Origin of the sequence: Apibacter sp. HY039 (genome assembly GCF_004023655.1) — a bacterium.
In the GTDB taxonomy this organism is placed as follows: domain Bacteria; phylum Bacteroidota; class Bacteroidia; order Flavobacteriales; family Weeksellaceae; genus Apibacter; species Apibacter raozihei.
The window spans coordinates 634,172-650,909 of the sequence record NZ_SAYM01000002.1; the positions used below are offsets into that span (position 1 = coordinate 634,172).

Sequence of the window (16,738 nt, forward strand, 5' to 3'; positions counted from 1 at the left end):
AAAATATATTGATAACATATTTTTAACTAATTTATTTAATATTATTTAATTTCCATATCATAAGGCATTAAATACATAATTCCCCGCTCTTTATCAATATTTTTAATTCTTTGATATATCATATATTTTTCTTTTCCAAGTTCACTTTTAATTAATTTTTCAGTGGCTTCACTTTGAATATTTTGGTCATCGTCTTCATCCGATTTCATTTTACTTAAAAAAGTTTCTAAAAATGTTTTTTCTACAGGATATGTAACTGTAGAATATTCATTTAGTTTTACAAGTTTTGCCGAATATTTAATAGCATCATCAAAAGTTCCAATCTGATCTATTAATCCATTTTTTAACGCAGAACTACCACTCCAGACTCTTCCTCCTCCAAGAGCATCAACTTGTTCAAATGTCATTTTTCTATTTTTCATTACTACTCCCACAAATTTTTTATAAACAATCTCCACCTCTTTTGTTAATACATTTTTAGCTCCATCAGAAAGCCCATTAAATACAGAATAATAGGCAGAATTAGCATTTGTTGAAACATAATCAGTTGTTATTCCTACATTGTTAGCAAATTTTTTAACGTTGGGAATTAAGCCTAGTACTCCTATGGAACCTGTTATTGTATTTTCCTGTGCATATATTTTATCTGCAGCCATTGCTATATAATAACCTCCTGATGCTGCAACATCACTAAACGAAACAACAATGGGCTTTTCTTTTTTCAGTTTTTCTAATTCATAAAGAATTTCGGCAGAAGCATTTGAACTTCCCCCCGGAGAATTAATTCTTAATACTACAGCTTTAACGTCTTTATTTTCTTTAATATCATGAATTTGTTTTATAAATGATTGGGAATAAATACCACCATCTTCTCCTTTTCCGGAAAATATCTGACCGGACGCATATAATAATGCAATTTTATTTTTAGTTGAAGAATTGAGCTGAGCTGTTTCTTTGTAACGAGTTAATGATACCTTATTTATTTTACTTCCTTTATCTAAACCTAATTTATTTTTAATAACCAAATCATAATCTGATTCATTAATTAATTTATCAACTAGTTTATTACTTATTATTTTATCAGAAATAAATCCGTATAAACTATCCGTAGCTTTGTTTAAATTATCAACCGAGACTTTTCTTGATGAAGATATATCTTGAGAAACTTTCCCCCAAATATTACCTAGCAACTCTGTAAGCTGTTGTCTGTTTTCATCAGAAAGATTATCTCTCATATAAGGTTCGACAGCGGACTTGTACTTCCCATGTCGTATAACATCAAACCCAATTCCATATTTTTCACCTAAATTTTTAAAAAACATAACTTCAGTAGACAATCCTGTAAGTTCTACAGTAGCATTTGGATTCAAATATAATGAATCAGCTACTGAACTTAAATAATAAGCTTTTTGGGAGCAATCATTTAAATAAGAATATACAAATTTCTTACTTTCTTTAAAATTTTGCAATGCTTGTCTGATTTCAGATAACTCTGAATATCCAACTTCAGGATTTGAAAGTTTAAGACTGATTCCTTTAATTTTATCATCTGCTTTAGCATAGTTAATTAGATCTAGAATATCTTTAAAATATAGGGGAGCTTCTTCTGATAAAGTAAAAACAGAAACATTTTTTTCACTTGAACTTTCAATAATTGATTTATTCAATGTAATTTCTAAAATTGAATTATCCTTTACTTTTGTCGTTGATTTATTAAGAAAAATAGAGCCGAAAAGTATAGAGCTTATAAAAAACAAACCTATAAGTAGCATAATTCCTACAATGGTTGCTAAAACCTGAATTGTAAATTTTTTCATTATTTTTGTATGTATTAATCTTATAATTTCATTATTAGTATATGAATAAAGTGATTTTGTTACTAGGAAGTAATCTTGGAGATAAAAAAAATAACATATTAAATGCAATTCAATTAATAAATAATAATATTGGAAAGGTAATCAACAAAACCGAGATTATTAGGACTGAACCTTTTGGGTACAACTCAAAAAATTATTATCTTAATTCCGGCCTTGAATTAAATACCTACAATTCTCCAATGACAGTTTTAAAAAAATTAAAAGAGATTGAAAATAAACTAGGTAGAAAATTTGATTCTTCAATAAGTGGTAAATATGAAGACAGAACCATAGACATTGATATAGTATATTTTAATAATATTGTCTTTTTATCAAAAAAATTAACTATTCCTCATGTACAACACATTACAAAAAGAGATTTTTCACAGAAGATTTTATATCAATTAATTTAATTTATTTTTTTTCTTCAAAAAAAAATGATACTTTTACACCCTATATTTGTATAAAAAAAGACTTGTATACTTACTAATTAATTATAGTTATGAATAAAAATTGTATTCTATTTGTACTTATAGCTTTATGCTCTTGCTTTAAAACACAAGCTCAGACACAAACTTTAGACAGTAGTAGCTTTACGGAAGATTATGTTAAATTTACTAATGATCAAAAGCAATTTAACGATTGGTCTATCTCAATATATGGAGGTGTACCATGGCTTCAATCTTCAGATTTCACTTCCATTCAGAATGGAGCATCCGGAACCTGGAGAGTTGGATATGATGTGCAGGCTTCGATAGATAAACAGATTTCACACGTTTTTGGAATCAGTTTAGTTGGTCAAATGGGCGAAAGTAAACAAGGCTATAATGGTGGACCAGAGGTTGACGCTAAAACTAAATATCACTCTATTAGCGTTATTGGAGATGTGAAAGTATCTTCTTTATTCAGAAGGATTGATAACCGTTCTCCATACAGATGGGGTATTCATGCATATGCCGGTGTTGGCTTTATAGGTTATAAAGCTTATAGAAAAGATTTAAGCAGAGGAGAAACAGAATATTATTTAATTGACAAAGCTGATTTAGACATTGATTCTTTTTTCGGTCAATTCGGTATGGGAATTGTATATAAAATTAATAATCGCTGGGATGCTGCATTTAAAGCTATGTATATAATAACAGGAGATAAACAATTTGATGGTTCAGGTAGAACCGGTTATTATGCAGAACTTCACACAGGAGGTAATTCAGATAACTTCATTACAACCTCATTAGGTTTAAAATATAAATTAGGTAAACACAATGAACATCTTGCTTGGGTTGACCCATTAAGAGAAGCATTCTCTAAAATCAATGAAGCTGCTGTTTCCGGAGGTTCTGTTGAAGTATGCGTATTTGGTGATAAAGATGATGATGGAGTTTGTGATGACTGGGACAGAGAGTTAGATACTCCTAAAGGAGCACGTGTTGACGGTTCCGGTAGAGCATTGGATGTTGATATGGACGGAATTATTGATTTATATGATAAATGTCCAACTTTCCCTGGGGTTCCTAATTTAGAACATCCTGAATTACATGGTTGTCCTGAGCCTAAACAACTTCCAAAAGTTATCAATGAAACAATTGTTAATACAATGGGAGGAATTCAATTTAATCTAGATTCTGATAAGATACTTGTTGAGTCTCAACCTATATTGGATAATGTTGCTGAAGTTATCTTAAAATATGGTCAAAATACAAGATTTTTAGTAGAAGGACATACCGATGCGAGAGGTTCTGATGCATACAATTTAAACTTATCAAAAAGACGTGTTACTTCAGTTATTAAATATCTAGTATCTAAAGGTGTTCCTCCTTATCAATTAACAGGTAAAGGAATGGGATTCTCTAGCCCTAAATATCCAGAATGTAAACCAGCGACTAAATGTCCTGAATGGAAAAACAGAGAAAATAGAAGAGTTATATTTAAGTTATTAGATCAAGAATAATAACTAATTATATAAATAAAATAAAAAACCTTCCTTTTACGGAAGGTTTTTTTATTTTTAGTAACTTTAATAAAATTTAAAATTTATAAGTATGAAACCACAGGTTGTTATAGGAACTATGCAATGGAAAAACAATACTAAATGTTTATCAGTCGAAGAAGCTACTGATCTAATTAAAAATTGTTATAATGAAAATCTTCTTAAATTTGATTTAGCAGATATGTATGGTAACTACACAACTGAGGACCTTTTTGGTCAAGCTTTATCTAAAAGTGGAATAAAGAGGAGTAATCTTAAATTATCAACCAAATGCGGAATCCTAAGTCCTGGGACAAAATATAAGGTTAAAGCTTACGATACATCAAAAATACATATTATCAATAGTGTAAATAATTCACTTAAAAATTTGAAAACAGACTATCTTGATGTATTATTTATTCACAGACAGGATTTATTAATCAATTTTGAAGAATTAGAATCCACTTTAACAGAATTGAAACTTAGTGGTAAGGTTAAAAATTTTGGTGTTTGTAATTTCTCAACCTATGCTTTTGAAGCATTAAATAATAAAATACCGCTTTTAACAAACCAAATTAATTTTTCACTAACACAATATAAAGCTTTGTTTAACGATACACTGTTTCAGTTAGGAAATCTCAATAAAAAAACACAAATATATTCTCCTTTGGGAAACTATTTTGATAAAAACTCTAATGACACCAGAGAGAATTTAAAAAATATAATAAATTCCCTATCTGAAAAGTATAATGCTGATATTGATCAAATTTTATTGGCTTGGACATTGAAGGTTCCCTATAAGATTACACCTATACTGGGGAGTACTAATTTTCAACGAATTAAGGAACAAATAAATGCTTTTAATTTAACTTTATCTACAGAAGATTGGTATCTTTTATTAGAGGCATCTAGAGGAGTAGAACTAGAATAAAAAAGCCGGTTAAAATTAACCGGCTTTTTTTAAACTGAATATTGTATTAGTCTTTAGATTCCTCAGATTGATTTTCAGAATCTATCTGTTCTACTTGTGAATCTTCAGCTACTGCTTCAGAAGCTACAGTTTCTTTTTTAGTTGAACGACGACTTCTTCTAGTTGTTTTCTTAGAAGCATCTCCTGCATTGTAAACCTCGTTAAAATCTACTAATTCGATGAGTGCAGTATCAGCACCATCACCCAAACGAAAACCTGTCTTAATGATACGCGTATATCCTCCATTTCTTGATGAAATTTTAGGAGCAATAGCTCTGAAAAGCTCAGTTACAGCTTCTTTACTTTGAAGGTAACTGAATACAATTCTTCTATTATGTGTTGTATCTTCTTTTGATTTAGTTAAAAGAGGTTCCACGTAAGTTCTTAAAGCTTTAGCTTTAGCAACAGTAGTATTAATTCTTTTATGTAAAATAAGAGAGGTAGCCATATTGGAAAGCATTGCTTTTCGATGCGAAGCTGTTCTCCCTAAATGATTAAACTTTTTTCCGTGTCTCATGATTTCTTATTATTCTACGTCTAATTTATATTTTGAAACATCTAAACCAAAAGTAAGATTTTTAGAATAAACTAAATCTTCCAATTCAGTTAAAGATTTTTTACCAAAGTTTCTAAACTTCATTAAGTCTGACTTAGTAAAAGAAACTAATTCTCCTAAAGTTTCCACTTCAGCCGCTTTCAAGCAGTTTAATGCTCTAACAGATAAATCCATATCTACTAATTTAGTTTTTAACAACTGTCTCATGTGAAGAGCTTCTTCATCATAAGTGTCTGTTGATGCAACCACATCAGCCTCTAAAGTTATTCTCTCATCAGAGAATAACATAAAGTGATGAATTAAGATCTTTGCAGCTTCAGTTAAAGCTTCCTGAGGTGTGATTGAACCGTCTGTCTGAATGTCTAATATTAGTTTTTCATAGTCAGTCCTTTGTTCAACACGATAATCTTCAACGCTATAACTTACATTTCTAATAGGTGTATAAATTGAGTCAACTGCGATAGTTCCTATCGGAGAATGATTAGATTTATTTTGTTCAGCAGGTACATATCCCCTACCTTTGTCTATATTGAAAGTAATGTTTATGTTAACAGATTTATCCATGTGACAAATCACTAAATCAGGATTTAAAACTTGGTAAGAAGAAATAAATTTCCCCAAATCTCCAGCTGTTAACTCTGTTTTTCCAGAAATTTGAGCTGTTACTACTTCATTTCCTCCTTTATTGATTTGATTTTTAAATCGAACTTTCTTAAGGTTCAGTATTATTTCAGTTATATCTTCTATAACTCCAGGAATTGTTGAAAACTCATGATCAACTCCTTCAATTTTTATTGAAGTAATAGCATAACCTTCAAGAGAAGACAATAAAACTCTTCTCAATGCATTTCCTACTGTCAATCCAAATCCCGGCTCTAATGGTCTGAATTCGAATTGCCCTTTAAAATCATCAGATTCAATTAAAATTACCTTATCAGGTTTTATAAAGTTTAAAATTGCCATATAAATTTTAGCTAATTTTTTATTTTTATTTAGAATATAACTCCACTATCAATTGTTCTTTGATATCTTCTGGAATTTGGATTCTTTCAGGAACAACTTTGAATTCTCCTGAAAGTTTTTCATCGTTCCATACCAGCCATTCGAAGGTTTTATGAGAATTATTTACTAAAGCATCTTTAATTACTTGTAATGATTTAGATTTTTCTCTAACCCCAATCACATCACCTGGTTTTAAAATGTATGAAGGAATATTAACTAATTCTCCATTTACAGTAATGTGCTTGTGAGATACTAACTGACGAGAACCTGCTCTAGTATTTGATAATCCCATTCTGTAAACAACATTATCTAAGCGAGATTCGCATAGTTGTAACAAAACTTCACCCGTAATACCTTTACTTCTTTGGGCTCTATCAAATAAATTAGCAAATTGTCTTTCTAAAATACCATAGGTATATTTAGCTTTTTGTTTTTCGGCTAACTGAACTGCATATTCAGATTTTTTAGCGCCTCTTCTCTTGTTCGGACCGTGTTGTCCTGGAGGGTATTTTCTTCTTTCAAAATACTTATCTTCCCCATAAATAGCTTGTCCGAATTTTCTAGCTATTTTCGTTTTTGGACCAATATATCTTGCCATTATAAAATTTGAATAAATTTAATATTAAACTCTTCTTCTTTTAGGAGGTCTACATCCATTGTGAGGAATTGGAGTAACATCAACGATTTCACTCACTTCAATTCCAGAATTATGGATAGTACGTATAGCTGATTCTCTACCAGCTCCAGGACCTTTAACATAAACTTTAACTCTTCTTAATCCTAACTCGTAAGCTACCTGAGCGCAGTTTTCAGCTGCCATTTGAGCTGCATAAGGAGTATTCTTTTTGGAACCTTTAAATCCCATTTTCCCTGCAGATGCCCAAGAAATTACTTCACCGTTTTTATTGGTTAAAGATATGATGATATTATTGAATGAGGCTTGAATGTGAGCTTCTCCTACTGCTTCAATCTTAACTTTTCTTTTTTTAGTAGTTTTTGATGCTGTTTTTGCCATGTTTCAGTTATTATTTAGTGGCTTTTTTCTTATTAGCTACAGTTTTTCTCTTACCTTTTCTAGTACGTGAATTATTTTTAGTTCTTTGTCCACGTAAAGGTAAACCTAAACGATGTCTTATACCTCTCTGACATCCGATATCCATTAATCGTTTAATGTTTAACTGAATTTCAGAACGTAATTCTCCTTCAACTTTTACGTTTTCAGATATAAATTTTCTGATGGCATTAATTTCGTCATCATTCCATTCTGAAACTTTTTTATCTTCGCTAATTCCTGCGTCTTGTAAAACTTTAGCCGCAGTACTTTTACCGATACCATAAATATAGGTAAGACCGATAACTCCTCTTTTATTTTTTGGTAAATCTACACCGGAAATTCTAGCCATAGTATTAACCTTGTCTTTGTTTAAATTTAGGATTCTTTTTATTTATAATGTATAGACGACCTTTTCGTCTAACCACTTTGTCATCTGCACTTCTTTTTTTAAGTGATGCTCTAATTTTCATTTCTTTCTAATTTTAATATCTGAAAGTTATTCTTCCTTTTGATAAATCATACGGTGACATTTCTAATCTAACTCTATCACCTGGTAATAATTTAATATAATGCATTCTCATTTTACCTGAAATATGTGCAGTTAAAATGTGACCATTCTCCAGTTCAACTCTGAACATTGCGTTAGACAATGCTTCAATAATTGTTCCGTCTTGCTCTATATGTTTCTGTTTTGCCATTTACTAGTTCGGATTTCTACTTAATCTTGACTGCATTAAACCATCATAATGATGATTTAATAAATAAGTATTAATTTGCTGTACAGTATCTAATAATACTCCTACCATAATCAATAATGAAGTTCCACCAAAAAACAATGCAAACTGATCTGTCGCTGTAAGACCTATCATTTTTACTATTGCTGGAAGAACTGCTATAAGGGCTAAATAAATAGCTCCCGGTAGAGTAATTTTAGATAATATATCATCTAAATAATCCGCCGTTTCTTTACCAGGTTTTACACGAGGGATTAAACCTCCATTTCTTTTTAAATCATCAGCCATCTGATTTACAGGAATGGTAATAGCCGTATAAAAAAATGTAAATATTATGATTAATAAAGCAAACAACAAATTATATTGCCAGCTAAATACCTGACTAAATCCTGCCCAAAATGTACTGGTTGTAGATTCTGAACGAACAATTAGACCTGGTATAAACATCAAAGCCTGTGCAAATATAATAGGCATAACCCCTGCTGCATTAACTTTTAAAGGTATATATTGTCTGGCTGCATTTGCTATGGAACGTATAGAACCAGACTTGGTTCTACTTACGTACTGAACAGGAACTTTTCGAACCGCTACAGTTAGCATAATACACAAAACAATAACCAATAGCCAAGCTATAACCTCTAACAATATCATAACCAAATTACCACTGGAACCAGTTTGTACTCCAACTTCTTGTACAAATGCCGTAGGGAATCCTGCTAAAATACCAACCATAATAAGAATAGAAATACCATTTCCTATTCCTTTGTCAGTAATTTTTTCACCCATCCACATGGCAAAAATAGTACCTGAAATCAAAATAATGATACTTGGCACCCAGAATAAAAATACGCTATTAGGATCTACTAAATAGGCACTTCTGAATTGTTCTACAGGCAGAAAAACCTGAGTTATAGAAGTTAGATAAGCCGGAGCCTGGATCAAACAAATTAAAATAGTTAACCATCTTGTTATCTGATTAACTGTTTTTCTTCCACTCTCTCCTTCCTTTTGTAATTTCTGAATGTAAGGAATTGCTAATCCCATTAGCTGTACCACAATAGAAGCAGAGATATAAGGCATAATACCTAAAGCAAATATGGAGGCTTTACTAAAAGCTCCTCCTGTAAACGAAGAAAGTAATCCTAATAAACCTGTGGCCTGCTGGTTTCCTCCGTTTTGTTTATAAATTTCAAGAATATTATCTACTTCCACCATATTAATAGCAGGTAACGGAACATGAGTTCCGAACCTGTATACTAATATAAGAGTGAAAGTAAAGATTAATTTATCTCTTAATTCCTTTATGCTCCAGATATTTTTTATTGTCTGTATAAATCCTTTCATGCTCTATTATAGGGTGTTAGCTTTTCCTCCAGCTTTTTCAATTGCTTCTTGCGCAGATTTTGTATATTTATCTACAGTAATAGTTACTGAAGATTTTAACTCTCCTCTACCAAGTATTTTCACTAAATCTTTTTTAGAAGCTAACCCATTCTGAACCAATATTTCTTTCGTAATTTCTCCAGAAATATTTTTAGTATCAATCAAATTTTGGATAGTATCCAAATTTACGCCAACATATTCCTTTCTATTGATATTTTTAAATCCAAATTTAGGAAGTCTTCTTTGCAATGGCATCTGACCACCTTCAAAACCTATTTTATCTTTATGTCCTGAACGAGATTTATCCCCTTTATGTCCTTTGGTAGAAGTTCCTCCTTTACCGCTTCCTTGTCCTCTACCTAGTCTTTTACTATTATGTGTTGAACCTTGTGCAGGCTTTAAAGTATGTAAATTCATATCTTATTATTCTTCAACAGTTACTAAATGTTTTACGACAGCAACCATTCCTAAGATTTGCGGGGTTGCTTCATGTTCAACGGATTTATTCAACTTTGTCAAACCTAAAGCTTCTAATGTTAACTTTTGGTTTTTAGGTCTTTTTATTGAACTTCTTTTTAAAGTTATTTTTATCGTTGCCATGTTCTTATCCTTTAAATACTTTAGAAAGTGATACTCCTCTTTGTTGCGCAATAGTTTCTGCACTTCTAAGGTTTAATAATGCTTTTACTGTAGCTTTAACCACATTGTGAGGATTGGAAGATCCTTTAGATTTGGAAAGTACATCTTTTACTCCTGCAGATTCTAATACTGCACGAACTGCACCACCGGCAATAAGTCCTGTACCGTGTGAAGCTGGACGAATAAATACATTAGCTCCTCCGTATCTTGCTGTTTGCTCATGTGGAAGTGACCCGTTTAGAATCGGAACTCTAACCAGATTTTTTTTCGCATCTTCAACAGCTTTGGAAATTGCGCTAGCTACCTCTTTAGATTTACCTAATCCAAATCCTACTACTCCTTTTTCATCTCCTACTACTACTATAGCAGAAAAACCGAACGCTCGTCCACCTTTGGTTACTTTAGTTACTCTTTGTACACCTACTAAACGGTCTACAAGTTCTAACCCACCTGGTTTTACTCTTTCAATATTTTTTACTTCTAACATAATCTAATTTATTAAAATTTTAAACCTTGCTCTCTAGCACCATCAGCTAAAGCTTTAATTCTACCATGATAAATAAATCCGTTTCTGTCAAATACTACAGTTTCAATTCCTGCAGATTTTGCTTTTTCAGCAATTCTTTTACCTACAAGGGTAGAAATTTCAGTTTTAGTTCCATTTTCTCCGACAACTTCTTTCTCAAGCGAAGATGCAAAAGCCAAGGTTTTGCCGGAATTATCATCTATAAGTTGAGCGTAAATTTCTTTGTTGCTTCTGTAAACAGATAAACGTGGTTTAGCAGCAGTACCAAAGATATTCTTACGAACTCTTCTTTTAACTCTTATTCTTTTTTCTCTTTTAGTTAATGCCATAACTTACTTTTTTTATGCAGACTTACCTGCTTTTCTTCTAATTTGTTCTCCTACAAATTTCACCCCTTTACCTTTGTATGGTTCAGGCTTACGGAAAGATCTGATTTTAGCACAAACCATTCCTAATAAATGTTTATCATGCGAAGATAAGGTAATTATTGGATTTTTACCTTTTTCTGTTAAAGTTTCTAATTTAACTTCTTGTGGAAGTTCTAAAACTATCAGGTGAGAAAAACCTAAGGCTAATTCTAATTTTTGCCCTTGATTTGAAGCTCTGTAACCTACTCCAACTAGTTCTAATTTTTTAGTAAACCCTTCTGAAACACCTACAATCATGTTATGGATTAACGCTCTGTACAATCCATGCAGAGATCTGTGATCTTTACTGTCTGATGGACGCTCTACAGTAATTTGAGCATCTTCTATTTTCAAAGTAATCCCTCCTGTAAGTTCCTGGGTTAGTTCACCATTTTTTCCTTTAACTGTAACCACGTTATCTTTATAATCAACTGTAGCACCTGTAGGAATATTTATAATTGCTTTACCTATTCTTGACATTTCTTCAATTTTTTAATAAACATAACATATTACCTCTCCTCCTACATTTTCCTGACGTGCTTTTTTGTCAGTCATTACACCTTTAGATGTAGAAATGATAGCGATACCTAATCCATTTAATACTCTCGGAAGTTCTTTGGAACCAGAATATTTTCTCAAACCTGGTTTTGAAGCTCTTTCTATTCTTTTGATAGCCGGAAGGTTTGTAGACTTATCGTATTTTAAAGCTATTTTAATAGCTCCTTGTACGCTTCCTTCTTCAAATTTATAGTTAAGGATATATCCTTGATCAAAGAGAATTTTAGTAATCTCTTTTTTAATTTTCGATGCAGGTATTTCCACAACTTTGTGTCCTGCCATCATTGCATTTCTTACTCGTGTTAAGTAATCTGCGATTGGGTCTGTAACCATATTGTTTAATTTTAGAGTATAGAAATTAATTCTACTTTTAAAATTTATAATTTATTTTTTACCAGCTTGCTTTTTTAACTCCTGGTATTAATCCTTCATTAGCCATTTCTCTAAAAGTAACTCTGGAAATCCCAAATACTCTCATATATCCTCTAGGTCTTCCCGTAAGTTTACATCTGTTGTGTAATCTAACCGGGGAAGCATTTTTAGGAAGTTTTTGAAGAGCTTCGTAATCTCCTGCTTCTTTTAAAGCTTTTCTTTTAGCGGCATATTTAGCAGAAAGTGCTTCTCTTTTGCGCTCACGCGCTTTCATTGATTCTTTTGCCATGTTCTGAATTAGTTCTTTTTAAATGGTAAACCAAAATGGGTTAATAATGCTTTCGCTTCTTTATCAGTATTTGCACTGGTTACAAAGGTAATATCCATTCCTTGAATTTTCTTAACTTTATCTATATTTATTTCAGGAAAGATAATTTGTTCAGTAATTCCTAATGTATAGTTTCCTCTTCCATCAAAACCTTCGGATTTAATACCGTTAAAGTCACGAACCCTAGGTAAAGCTGATGAAACTAATCGGTCTAAGAATTCATACATTTTATTACCTCTCAAAGTTACCATAGCACCAATTGGCATTCCTTTTCTTAGTTTAAATCCAGCCTCGTCTTTTTTAGATATACATGCCAGCGCTTTTTGACCAGCAATTAAAGACATTTCTTCAACTGCATAATCTACGATTTTTTTATCTGCTGTAGCTGCTCCTAAACCTTGGCTAATAACAATTTTTTCCAATTTAGGAACCTGCATAATCGATGTATAACTAAATTCTTCTTTTAAAGCTGATTTAATTTTATCGTTATATAATTTTTTGGGTCTTGCTATATATTGCATAATCTTTCTAATTAAATTAAATTGTTTGTCCTGATTTTACTGCAACTCTAACTTTTTTATCCCCTTCCACTTTATAACTCACTCGTGTTGGTTTTCCTGTTTTAGGATCCAATAGAGCTAAGTTAGAAATATGAATAGCAGCTTCTTTTTCAACAATGCTTCCCTGAGGATTTTCAGCAGATGGCTTTTTGTGTTTTTTTACAATATTAACACCTTCCACAATTGCTTTATTTTTTTCAGGATAAACTACTAATACCTGTCCTTGCTTTCCTTTGTAAGCTCCAGCAAGAACCTGAACTTTATCTCCTTTTTTAATTTTAACTTTTGCCATTTTCTTTTATTTAGCTTATAATACTTCAGGAGCTAAAGATATAATTTTCATATATTCTTTATCTCTTAACTCTCTGGCAACCGGTCCAAAAACACGGGTTCCTCTCATTTCTCCTGCAGCGTTTAACAATACACATGCATTGTCTTCAAAACTGATATATGAACCGTCTTTTCTTCGTACCGGTTTTTTAGTTCTTACGATAACTGCTTTGGATACTTGTCCTTTTTTTGCGTTTCCTGATGGAGTTGCATCTTTAATAGTAACAACAATTTTATCACCAACGGATGCGTATCTTCTTCTAGAGCCTCCTAATACCTTGATAACTAAAGCCTCTTTAGCTCCTGTGTTATCTGCAACTTTTAATCTTGATTCTGTCTGTAACATATCCTAATTATTTAGCTCTTTCTAAAATTTCTACTAATCTCCATCTTTTTCTTTTACTTAATGGACGAGTTTCCATAATACGTACGGTGTCTCCTTCGTTACACTCATTTTTTTCATCATGAGCTGTATACTTTTTCGTTTTCAAAACGAACTTACCATACATAGGGTGCTTCATTTTGGTTGTTTCACTAACAACAATGGTTTTATCCATTTTGCTGCTGGATACTACTCCGATTCTTTCTTTTCTTAAATTTCTTTCCATAGTTGAAATTAACTTCTTTTCGGATAATTTTAATTACTAAGGGCTGTTGACAGCCTTGCTATTGTTTTTCTCATCTCTCTTAATTGAATCGGATTTTCAATTGGAGACACTTTATGTGCTAATCTAAGTTTTGCATATTCAGCTTTTGTTTCCGCTAATTTTGCTTTTACTTCTTCCTGACTTAAATTTTTAATATCTACTGCTTTCATCGATTTTATTTATTAAGATTGTACAAAATCGTTAGCAACGACAAACTTAGTTTTAACCGGAAGTTTCTGAGCAGCTAAGCGTAATGCTTCTTTAGCAATATCGTGAGGAACTCCTCCTACTTCGAAAAGGATTCTACCTGGTGATACTCTGGCTACCCAATACTCTACAGCTCCTTTTCCTTTACCCATACGAACCTCTGCAGGTTTTTTAGTAATAGGTTTATCCGGAAATATTTTAATCCATAACTGACCTTCTCTTTTCATATATCTGGTCGCGGCAATACGAGCTGCTTCTATTTGTCTTGCAGTAATAAATACTGGATCTAACGCTTTAATTCCGAAAGTACCGTATGCTAACTGGCTTCCTCTATGAGAAAGACCTTTCATACGTCCTTTTTGCATTTTACGGAACTTTGTTCTTTTTGGTTGTAACATAATTACCTAAGATATTTTATCTTCTTTCTTTAACTTTTCTTTTCTGAGTCTTTTTCTGAAGACCTACTAACGGAGATAATTCTCTCTTGCCATATACTTCGCCTTTCATAATCCATACTTTCACACCTAATCTTCCATAGGTAGTATGAGCTTCAGCAATGTAATAATCAATATCTGCACGGAAAGTAGATAATGGAATTCTTCCATCTTTAAAAGATTCAGATCTTGCCATCTCAGCTCCGTTTAAACGTCCGGATATCATAATTTTGATTCCTTCTGCATTCATTCTCATAGTTGAAGCTATCGCCATTTTAACCGCTCTTCTATAAGAGATACGATTTTCAATCTGACGTGCAACGCTTTCAGCTACTAATTTAGCATCCAGTTCCGGTCTTTTAATCTCAAAAATATTGATTTGAATTTCCTTTTTGGTAATTTTCTTAAGCTCTTCTTTTAGTTTATCTACTTCCTGCCCTCCTTTACCAATAATGATTCCGGGACGTGCAGTTGTTATAGTGATAGTTACTAATTTAAGAGTTCTTTCTATGTAAATTCTGGAAACACCAGCTTTTGATAAACGAGCTTCTAAATATCTTCTGATTTTGTAATCTTCTGCTATTTTATCTCCAAAGTTTTTTCCACCATACCAGTTGGAATCCCATCCACGTATGATTCCTAATCTATTGCCTATTGGATTTGTCTTTTGTCCCATACTTAATTTACTTCGTTTTTGTTTCCAAGAATAATTGTAACGTGATTAGATCTTTTTCTAATCCTATACCCTCTTCCTTGAGGAGCCGGACGCATTCTTTTCAGCATAGTCCCTCCGTCAACAAAGATTTCTTTTACATAAAGCTGAGCTTCTTCTATATCTTTTCCTTCATTTTTCACCTGCCAGTTAGCAATAGCGCTTAATAAAAGTTTTTCTAATTTATTGGAAGCTTCTTTTTTGGAATATTTTAAAATATATAGTGCTTTATCTACATCAACTCCTCTGATGATATCGGCAACCAATCTCATCTTTCTTGGAGAAGTAGGACAATTATTCAAGCGAGCAATAACCAAATCTTTATTGGCTTCTTTTCGTGCAGCTGCACTATTTTGTTTTCTGTTACCCATTGCTTACTTATTATCTATTTCCTTTATTTTTATTACCTGCATGACCTCTAAACACACGTGTTGGAGAAAACTCTCCTAGCTTATGTCCAACCATATTTTCAGTTACATATACCGGAACAAATTGTTTACCGTTATGTACTGCGAAAGTTTGTCCTACGAAATCCGGAGAAATCATAGATGCTCTAGACCAAGTTTTAATCACGACTTTCTTTCCTGACTCAACATTAGTTTGAACTTTTTTGCTTAATTTATAGTGAATGTAAGGTCCTTTCTTTAACGAACGTGCCATATCTGATTATTTTCTTTTTTGTAAAATATAACGATTCGATTCTTTCTTTTTAGAACGAGTCTTGTATCCTTTTGCAGGCTTACCGTTTCTAGATCTTGGATGTCCTCCGGTTGATCTACCTTCACCACCTCCCATTGGGTGATCTACAGGGTTCATTGCTACTGGTCTTGTTCTAGGTCTTCTTCCTAACCATCTGCTTCTACCTGCTTTACCAGATACGATTAACTGATGGTCTGAGTTGGAAACAGATCCTACGGTAGCCAAACATTCAACTAAAATCATACGAGTTTCTCCTGAAGGCATTTTAAGAACGGCATATTTCCCGTCTCTTGCTATCAGCTGAGCACTGGTACCCGCGCTTCTTGCCATTTTAGCTCCTTGTCCAGGACGAAGTTCGATGCAGGAAATAACAGTACCTAAAGGTATGCTTTTCAATTTCATTGCGTTTCCAATTTCAGGAGCTACTGTTTCTCCTGAAACGACTTTTTGCCCCACTTTAATTCCATGTGGAGCCACAATGTAGCGTTTTTCTCCGTCGGCATATACCAATAAAGCGATAAATGCCGTTCTGTTTGGGTCATATTCTACTGATTTAACAGTAGCCGGAATTCCAAACTTATTTCTTTTGAAATCGATATCTCTGTATCGTTTCTTGTGTCCACCTCCGGTATAACGCATGGTCATTTTTCCGGTATTGTTTCTACCTCCTGATTTGCCTGCTCCTTTTAATAGAGATTTTTCAGGTTTTGAAGTAGTAATTTCTTCAAAATTGTTAACAATTCTGAATCTTTGTCCGGGGGTGATAGGTTTTAATTTTCTTACCGACATGATTCTTTA

29 protein-coding genes are annotated in these 16,738 nt (G+C 32.5%); 3 read left to right on the forward strand and 26 right to left on the reverse strand.

The features are described from left to right. Window positions 1-41: 41 nt before the first annotated feature. Window positions 42-1,817, reverse strand: coding sequence for a signal peptide peptidase SppA (gene sppA, locus EQ921_RS06875; protein ID WP_128331087.1), 1,776 nt, complete (start codon window positions 1,815-1,817; stop codon window positions 42-44). A 41-nt stretch (window positions 1,818-1,858) separates the two neighbouring features. On the opposite strand from sppA, the gene folK reads away from it, so the two are divergent. The 3 genes from folK to EQ921_RS06890 all read left to right on the forward strand — a co-directional run bounded on the left by folK (window position 1,859) and on the right by EQ921_RS06890 (window position 4,753). Beyond that, a complete protein-coding gene (gene folK, locus EQ921_RS06880; protein ID WP_128331088.1) occupies window positions 1,859-2,269 on the forward strand; it encodes a 2-amino-4-hydroxy-6-hydroxymethyldihydropteridine diphosphokinase in 411 nt (136 codons plus the stop codon). Window positions 2,270-2,358: 89 nt separating this feature from the next. After that, entirely contained in the window at window positions 2,359-3,804 is a 1,446-nt protein-coding gene (locus tag EQ921_RS06885; protein ID WP_128331089.1) for an OmpA family protein, read from the forward strand. 91 nt (window positions 3,805-3,895) lie between these two features. Then, the gene (locus tag EQ921_RS06890) at window positions 3,896-4,753 is read left to right on the forward strand and encodes an aldo/keto reductase family oxidoreductase (protein WP_128331090.1); all 858 of its coding nucleotides are present in this window, start codon (window positions 3,896-3,898) and stop codon (window positions 4,751-4,753) included. A gap of 46 nt (window positions 4,754-4,799) precedes the next feature. Here the strand turns inward: EQ921_RS06890 and rplQ are convergent, their stop codons facing one another. Genes rplQ through rplB form a run of 25 tightly spaced genes read right to left on the reverse strand, consistent with a single transcriptional unit; the run spans window position 4,800 to window position 16,729 of the window. Then, window positions 4,800-5,309, reverse strand: a complete 510-nt coding sequence (gene rplQ, locus EQ921_RS06895) for a 50S ribosomal protein L17 (RefSeq protein WP_128148935.1) — start codon at window positions 5,307-5,309, stop codon at window positions 4,800-4,802. Between the two features lie 9 nt (window positions 5,310-5,318). Beyond that, window positions 5,319-6,311: a DNA-directed RNA polymerase subunit alpha gene (locus EQ921_RS06900; protein ID WP_128148937.1), complete on the reverse strand. Its 993-nt coding sequence runs from the start codon at window positions 6,309-6,311 to the stop codon at window positions 5,319-5,321. A gap of 25 nt (window positions 6,312-6,336) precedes the next feature. Continuing rightward, the gene (gene rpsD / locus EQ921_RS06905) at window positions 6,337-6,948 is read right to left on the reverse strand and encodes a 30S ribosomal protein S4 (protein WP_128148939.1); all 612 of its coding nucleotides are present in this window, start codon (window positions 6,946-6,948) and stop codon (window positions 6,337-6,339) included. Window positions 6,949-6,972: 24 nt separating this feature from the next. Then, window positions 6,973-7,365 carry a 30S ribosomal protein S11 gene (gene rpsK / locus EQ921_RS06910; protein ID WP_128148941.1) on the reverse strand — a complete coding sequence of 131 codons (393 nt, stop codon included), beginning with the start codon at window positions 7,363-7,365 and terminating at the stop codon, window positions 6,973-6,975. A gap of 10 nt (window positions 7,366-7,375) precedes the next feature. Further along, window positions 7,376-7,753, reverse strand: coding sequence for a 30S ribosomal protein S13 (rpsM, locus tag EQ921_RS06915; protein WP_128148943.1), 378 nt, complete (start codon window positions 7,751-7,753; stop codon window positions 7,376-7,378). Window positions 7,754-7,757: 4 nt separating this feature from the next. After that, entirely contained in the window at window positions 7,758-7,874 is a 117-nt protein-coding gene (gene ykgO / locus EQ921_RS06920) for a type B 50S ribosomal protein L36 (RefSeq protein ID WP_128148945.1), read from the reverse strand. Between the two features lie 12 nt (window positions 7,875-7,886). Further along, entirely contained in the window at window positions 7,887-8,102 is a 216-nt protein-coding gene (infA, locus tag EQ921_RS06925) for a translation initiation factor IF-1 (RefSeq protein WP_128148947.1), read from the reverse strand. A 3-nt stretch (window positions 8,103-8,105) separates the two neighbouring features. Continuing rightward, complete coding sequence (gene secY, locus EQ921_RS06930; protein WP_128148949.1) at window positions 8,106-9,482, reverse strand: preprotein translocase subunit SecY; 1,377 nt, start codon at window positions 9,480-9,482, stop codon at window positions 8,106-8,108. A 6-nt stretch (window positions 9,483-9,488) separates the two neighbouring features. Beyond that, window positions 9,489-9,938 carry a 50S ribosomal protein L15 gene (gene rplO, locus EQ921_RS06935; RefSeq protein WP_128148951.1) on the reverse strand — a complete coding sequence of 150 codons (450 nt, stop codon included), beginning with the start codon at window positions 9,936-9,938 and terminating at the stop codon, window positions 9,489-9,491. Between the two features lie 6 nt (window positions 9,939-9,944). Further along, the gene (gene rpmD, locus EQ921_RS06940) at window positions 9,945-10,121 is read right to left on the reverse strand and encodes a 50S ribosomal protein L30 (RefSeq protein ID WP_221410477.1); all 177 of its coding nucleotides are present in this window, start codon (window positions 10,119-10,121) and stop codon (window positions 9,945-9,947) included. Window positions 10,122-10,125: 4 nt separating this feature from the next. Then, window positions 10,126-10,647: a 30S ribosomal protein S5 gene (gene rpsE / locus EQ921_RS06945; RefSeq protein WP_128148955.1), complete on the reverse strand. Its 522-nt coding sequence runs from the start codon at window positions 10,645-10,647 to the stop codon at window positions 10,126-10,128. Between the two features lie 11 nt (window positions 10,648-10,658). Then, entirely contained in the window at window positions 10,659-11,015 is a 357-nt protein-coding gene (rplR, locus tag EQ921_RS06950) for a 50S ribosomal protein L18 (protein WP_128148957.1), read from the reverse strand. Between the two features lie 12 nt (window positions 11,016-11,027). Further along, a complete protein-coding gene (gene rplF / locus EQ921_RS06955; RefSeq protein WP_128148959.1) occupies window positions 11,028-11,573 on the reverse strand; it encodes a 50S ribosomal protein L6 in 546 nt (181 codons plus the stop codon). Between the two features lie 12 nt (window positions 11,574-11,585). Beyond that, a complete protein-coding gene (rpsH, locus tag EQ921_RS06960; protein ID WP_128148961.1) occupies window positions 11,586-11,984 on the reverse strand; it encodes a 30S ribosomal protein S8 in 399 nt (132 codons plus the stop codon). Between the two features lie 58 nt (window positions 11,985-12,042). Continuing rightward, the gene (gene rpsN / locus EQ921_RS06965) at window positions 12,043-12,312 is read right to left on the reverse strand and encodes a 30S ribosomal protein S14 (RefSeq protein WP_128148963.1); all 270 of its coding nucleotides are present in this window, start codon (window positions 12,310-12,312) and stop codon (window positions 12,043-12,045) included. An 8-nt stretch (window positions 12,313-12,320) separates the two neighbouring features. Continuing rightward, window positions 12,321-12,872, reverse strand: a complete 552-nt coding sequence (rplE, locus tag EQ921_RS06970; RefSeq protein ID WP_128148965.1) for a 50S ribosomal protein L5 — start codon at window positions 12,870-12,872, stop codon at window positions 12,321-12,323. A gap of 16 nt (window positions 12,873-12,888) precedes the next feature. Next, entirely contained in the window at window positions 12,889-13,203 is a 315-nt protein-coding gene (gene rplX, locus EQ921_RS06975; protein ID WP_128148967.1) for a 50S ribosomal protein L24, read from the reverse strand. A gap of 15 nt (window positions 13,204-13,218) precedes the next feature. Continuing rightward, a complete protein-coding gene (gene rplN / locus EQ921_RS06980; RefSeq protein WP_128148970.1) occupies window positions 13,219-13,587 on the reverse strand; it encodes a 50S ribosomal protein L14 in 369 nt (122 codons plus the stop codon). 7 nt (window positions 13,588-13,594) lie between these two features. Beyond that, window positions 13,595-13,849 carry a 30S ribosomal protein S17 gene (rpsQ, locus tag EQ921_RS06985; RefSeq protein ID WP_128148972.1) on the reverse strand — a complete coding sequence of 85 codons (255 nt, stop codon included), beginning with the start codon at window positions 13,847-13,849 and terminating at the stop codon, window positions 13,595-13,597. Window positions 13,850-13,878: 29 nt separating this feature from the next. Then, complete coding sequence (gene rpmC, locus EQ921_RS06990; RefSeq protein WP_128148974.1) at window positions 13,879-14,058, reverse strand: 50S ribosomal protein L29; 180 nt, start codon at window positions 14,056-14,058, stop codon at window positions 13,879-13,881. Between the two features lie 12 nt (window positions 14,059-14,070). Then, complete coding sequence (rplP, locus tag EQ921_RS06995) at window positions 14,071-14,493, reverse strand: 50S ribosomal protein L16 (protein WP_128148976.1); 423 nt, start codon at window positions 14,491-14,493, stop codon at window positions 14,071-14,073. Between the two features lie 16 nt (window positions 14,494-14,509). Further along, the gene (gene rpsC / locus EQ921_RS07000; protein WP_128148978.1) at window positions 14,510-15,205 is read right to left on the reverse strand and encodes a 30S ribosomal protein S3; all 696 of its coding nucleotides are present in this window, start codon (window positions 15,203-15,205) and stop codon (window positions 14,510-14,512) included. Window positions 15,206-15,207: 2 nt separating this feature from the next. Then, window positions 15,208-15,612 (reverse strand): 50S ribosomal protein L22, encoded by a 405-nt coding sequence (gene rplV / locus EQ921_RS07005; RefSeq protein ID WP_128148980.1) that lies wholly within the window; start codon window positions 15,610-15,612, stop codon window positions 15,208-15,210. 10 nt (window positions 15,613-15,622) lie between these two features. Continuing rightward, window positions 15,623-15,901: a 30S ribosomal protein S19 gene (gene rpsS / locus EQ921_RS07010; RefSeq protein WP_128148982.1), complete on the reverse strand. Its 279-nt coding sequence runs from the start codon at window positions 15,899-15,901 to the stop codon at window positions 15,623-15,625. A 6-nt stretch (window positions 15,902-15,907) separates the two neighbouring features. Continuing rightward, window positions 15,908-16,729, reverse strand: a complete 822-nt coding sequence (gene rplB, locus EQ921_RS07015; protein WP_128148984.1) for a 50S ribosomal protein L2 — start codon at window positions 16,727-16,729, stop codon at window positions 15,908-15,910. Between the last annotated feature and the right edge of the window lie 9 nt (window positions 16,730-16,738).

Coding starts and splice junctions, on each gene's coding strand:
- sppA (WP_128331087.1), bottom strand. CDS start 1,817: ATGAAAAAATTTACAATTCAGGTTTTAGCAACCATTGTAGGAATTATG.
- folK (WP_128331088.1), top strand. CDS start 1,859: ATGAATAAAGTGATTTTGTTACTAGGAAGTAATCTTGGAGATAAAAAA.
- EQ921_RS06885 (WP_128331089.1), top strand. CDS start 2,359: ATGAATAAAAATTGTATTCTATTTGTACTTATAGCTTTATGCTCTTGC.
- EQ921_RS06890 (WP_128331090.1), top strand. CDS start 3,896: ATGAAACCACAGGTTGTTATAGGAACTATGCAATGGAAAAACAATACT.
- rplQ (WP_128148935.1), bottom strand. CDS start 5,309: ATGAGACACGGAAAAAAGTTTAATCATTTAGGGAGAACAGCTTCGCAT.
- EQ921_RS06900 (WP_128148937.1), bottom strand. CDS start 6,311: ATGGCAATTTTAAACTTTATAAAACCTGATAAGGTAATTTTAATTGAA.
- rpsD (WP_128148939.1), bottom strand. CDS start 6,948: ATGGCAAGATATATTGGTCCAAAAACGAAAATAGCTAGAAAATTCGGA.
- rpsK (WP_128148941.1), bottom strand. CDS start 7,365: ATGGCAAAAACAGCATCAAAAACTACTAAAAAAAGAAAAGTTAAGATT.
- rpsM (WP_128148943.1), bottom strand. CDS start 7,753: ATGGCTAGAATTTCCGGTGTAGATTTACCAAAAAATAAAAGAGGAGTT.
- ykgO (WP_128148945.1), bottom strand. CDS start 7,874: ATGAAAATTAGAGCATCACTTAAAAAAAGAAGTGCAGATGACAAAGTG.
- infA (WP_128148947.1), bottom strand. CDS start 8,102: ATGGCAAAACAGAAACATATAGAGCAAGACGGAACAATTATTGAAGCA.
- secY (WP_128148949.1), bottom strand. CDS start 9,482: ATGAAAGGATTTATACAGACAATAAAAAATATCTGGAGCATAAAGGAA.
- rplO (WP_128148951.1), bottom strand. CDS start 9,938: ATGAATTTACATACTTTAAAGCCTGCACAAGGTTCAACACATAATAGT.
- rpmD (WP_221410477.1), bottom strand. CDS start 10,121: ATGGCAACGATAAAAATAACTTTAAAAAGAAGTTCAATAAAAAGACCT.
- rpsE (WP_128148955.1), bottom strand. CDS start 10,647: ATGTTAGAAGTAAAAAATATTGAAAGAGTAAAACCAGGTGGGTTAGAA.
- rplR (WP_128148957.1), bottom strand. CDS start 11,015: ATGGCATTAACTAAAAGAGAAAAAAGAATAAGAGTTAAAAGAAGAGTT.
- rplF (WP_128148959.1), bottom strand. CDS start 11,573: ATGTCAAGAATAGGTAAAGCAATTATAAATATTCCTACAGGTGCTACA.
- rpsH (WP_128148961.1), bottom strand. CDS start 11,984: ATGGTTACAGACCCAATCGCAGATTACTTAACACGAGTAAGAAATGCA.
- rpsN (WP_128148963.1), bottom strand. CDS start 12,312: ATGGCAAAAGAATCAATGAAAGCGCGTGAGCGCAAAAGAGAAGCACTT.
- rplE (WP_128148965.1), bottom strand. CDS start 12,872: ATGCAATATATAGCAAGACCCAAAAAATTATATAACGATAAAATTAAA.
- rplX (WP_128148967.1), bottom strand. CDS start 13,203: ATGGCAAAAGTTAAAATTAAAAAAGGAGATAAAGTTCAGGTTCTTGCT.
- rplN (WP_128148970.1), bottom strand. CDS start 13,587: ATGTTACAGACAGAATCAAGATTAAAAGTTGCAGATAACACAGGAGCT.
- rpsQ (WP_128148972.1), bottom strand. CDS start 13,849: ATGGAAAGAAATTTAAGAAAAGAAAGAATCGGAGTAGTATCCAGCAGC.
- rpmC (WP_128148974.1), bottom strand. CDS start 14,058: ATGAAAGCAGTAGATATTAAAAATTTAAGTCAGGAAGAAGTAAAAGCA.
- rplP (WP_128148976.1), bottom strand. CDS start 14,493: ATGTTACAACCAAAAAGAACAAAGTTCCGTAAAATGCAAAAAGGACGT.
- rpsC (WP_128148978.1), bottom strand. CDS start 15,205: ATGGGACAAAAGACAAATCCAATAGGCAATAGATTAGGAATCATACGT.
- rplV (WP_128148980.1), bottom strand. CDS start 15,612: ATGGGTAACAGAAAACAAAATAGTGCAGCTGCACGAAAAGAAGCCAAT.
- rpsS (WP_128148982.1), bottom strand. CDS start 15,901: ATGGCACGTTCGTTAAAGAAAGGACCTTACATTCACTATAAATTAAGC.
- rplB (WP_128148984.1), bottom strand. CDS start 16,729: ATGTCGGTAAGAAAATTAAAACCTATCACCCCCGGACAAAGATTCAGA.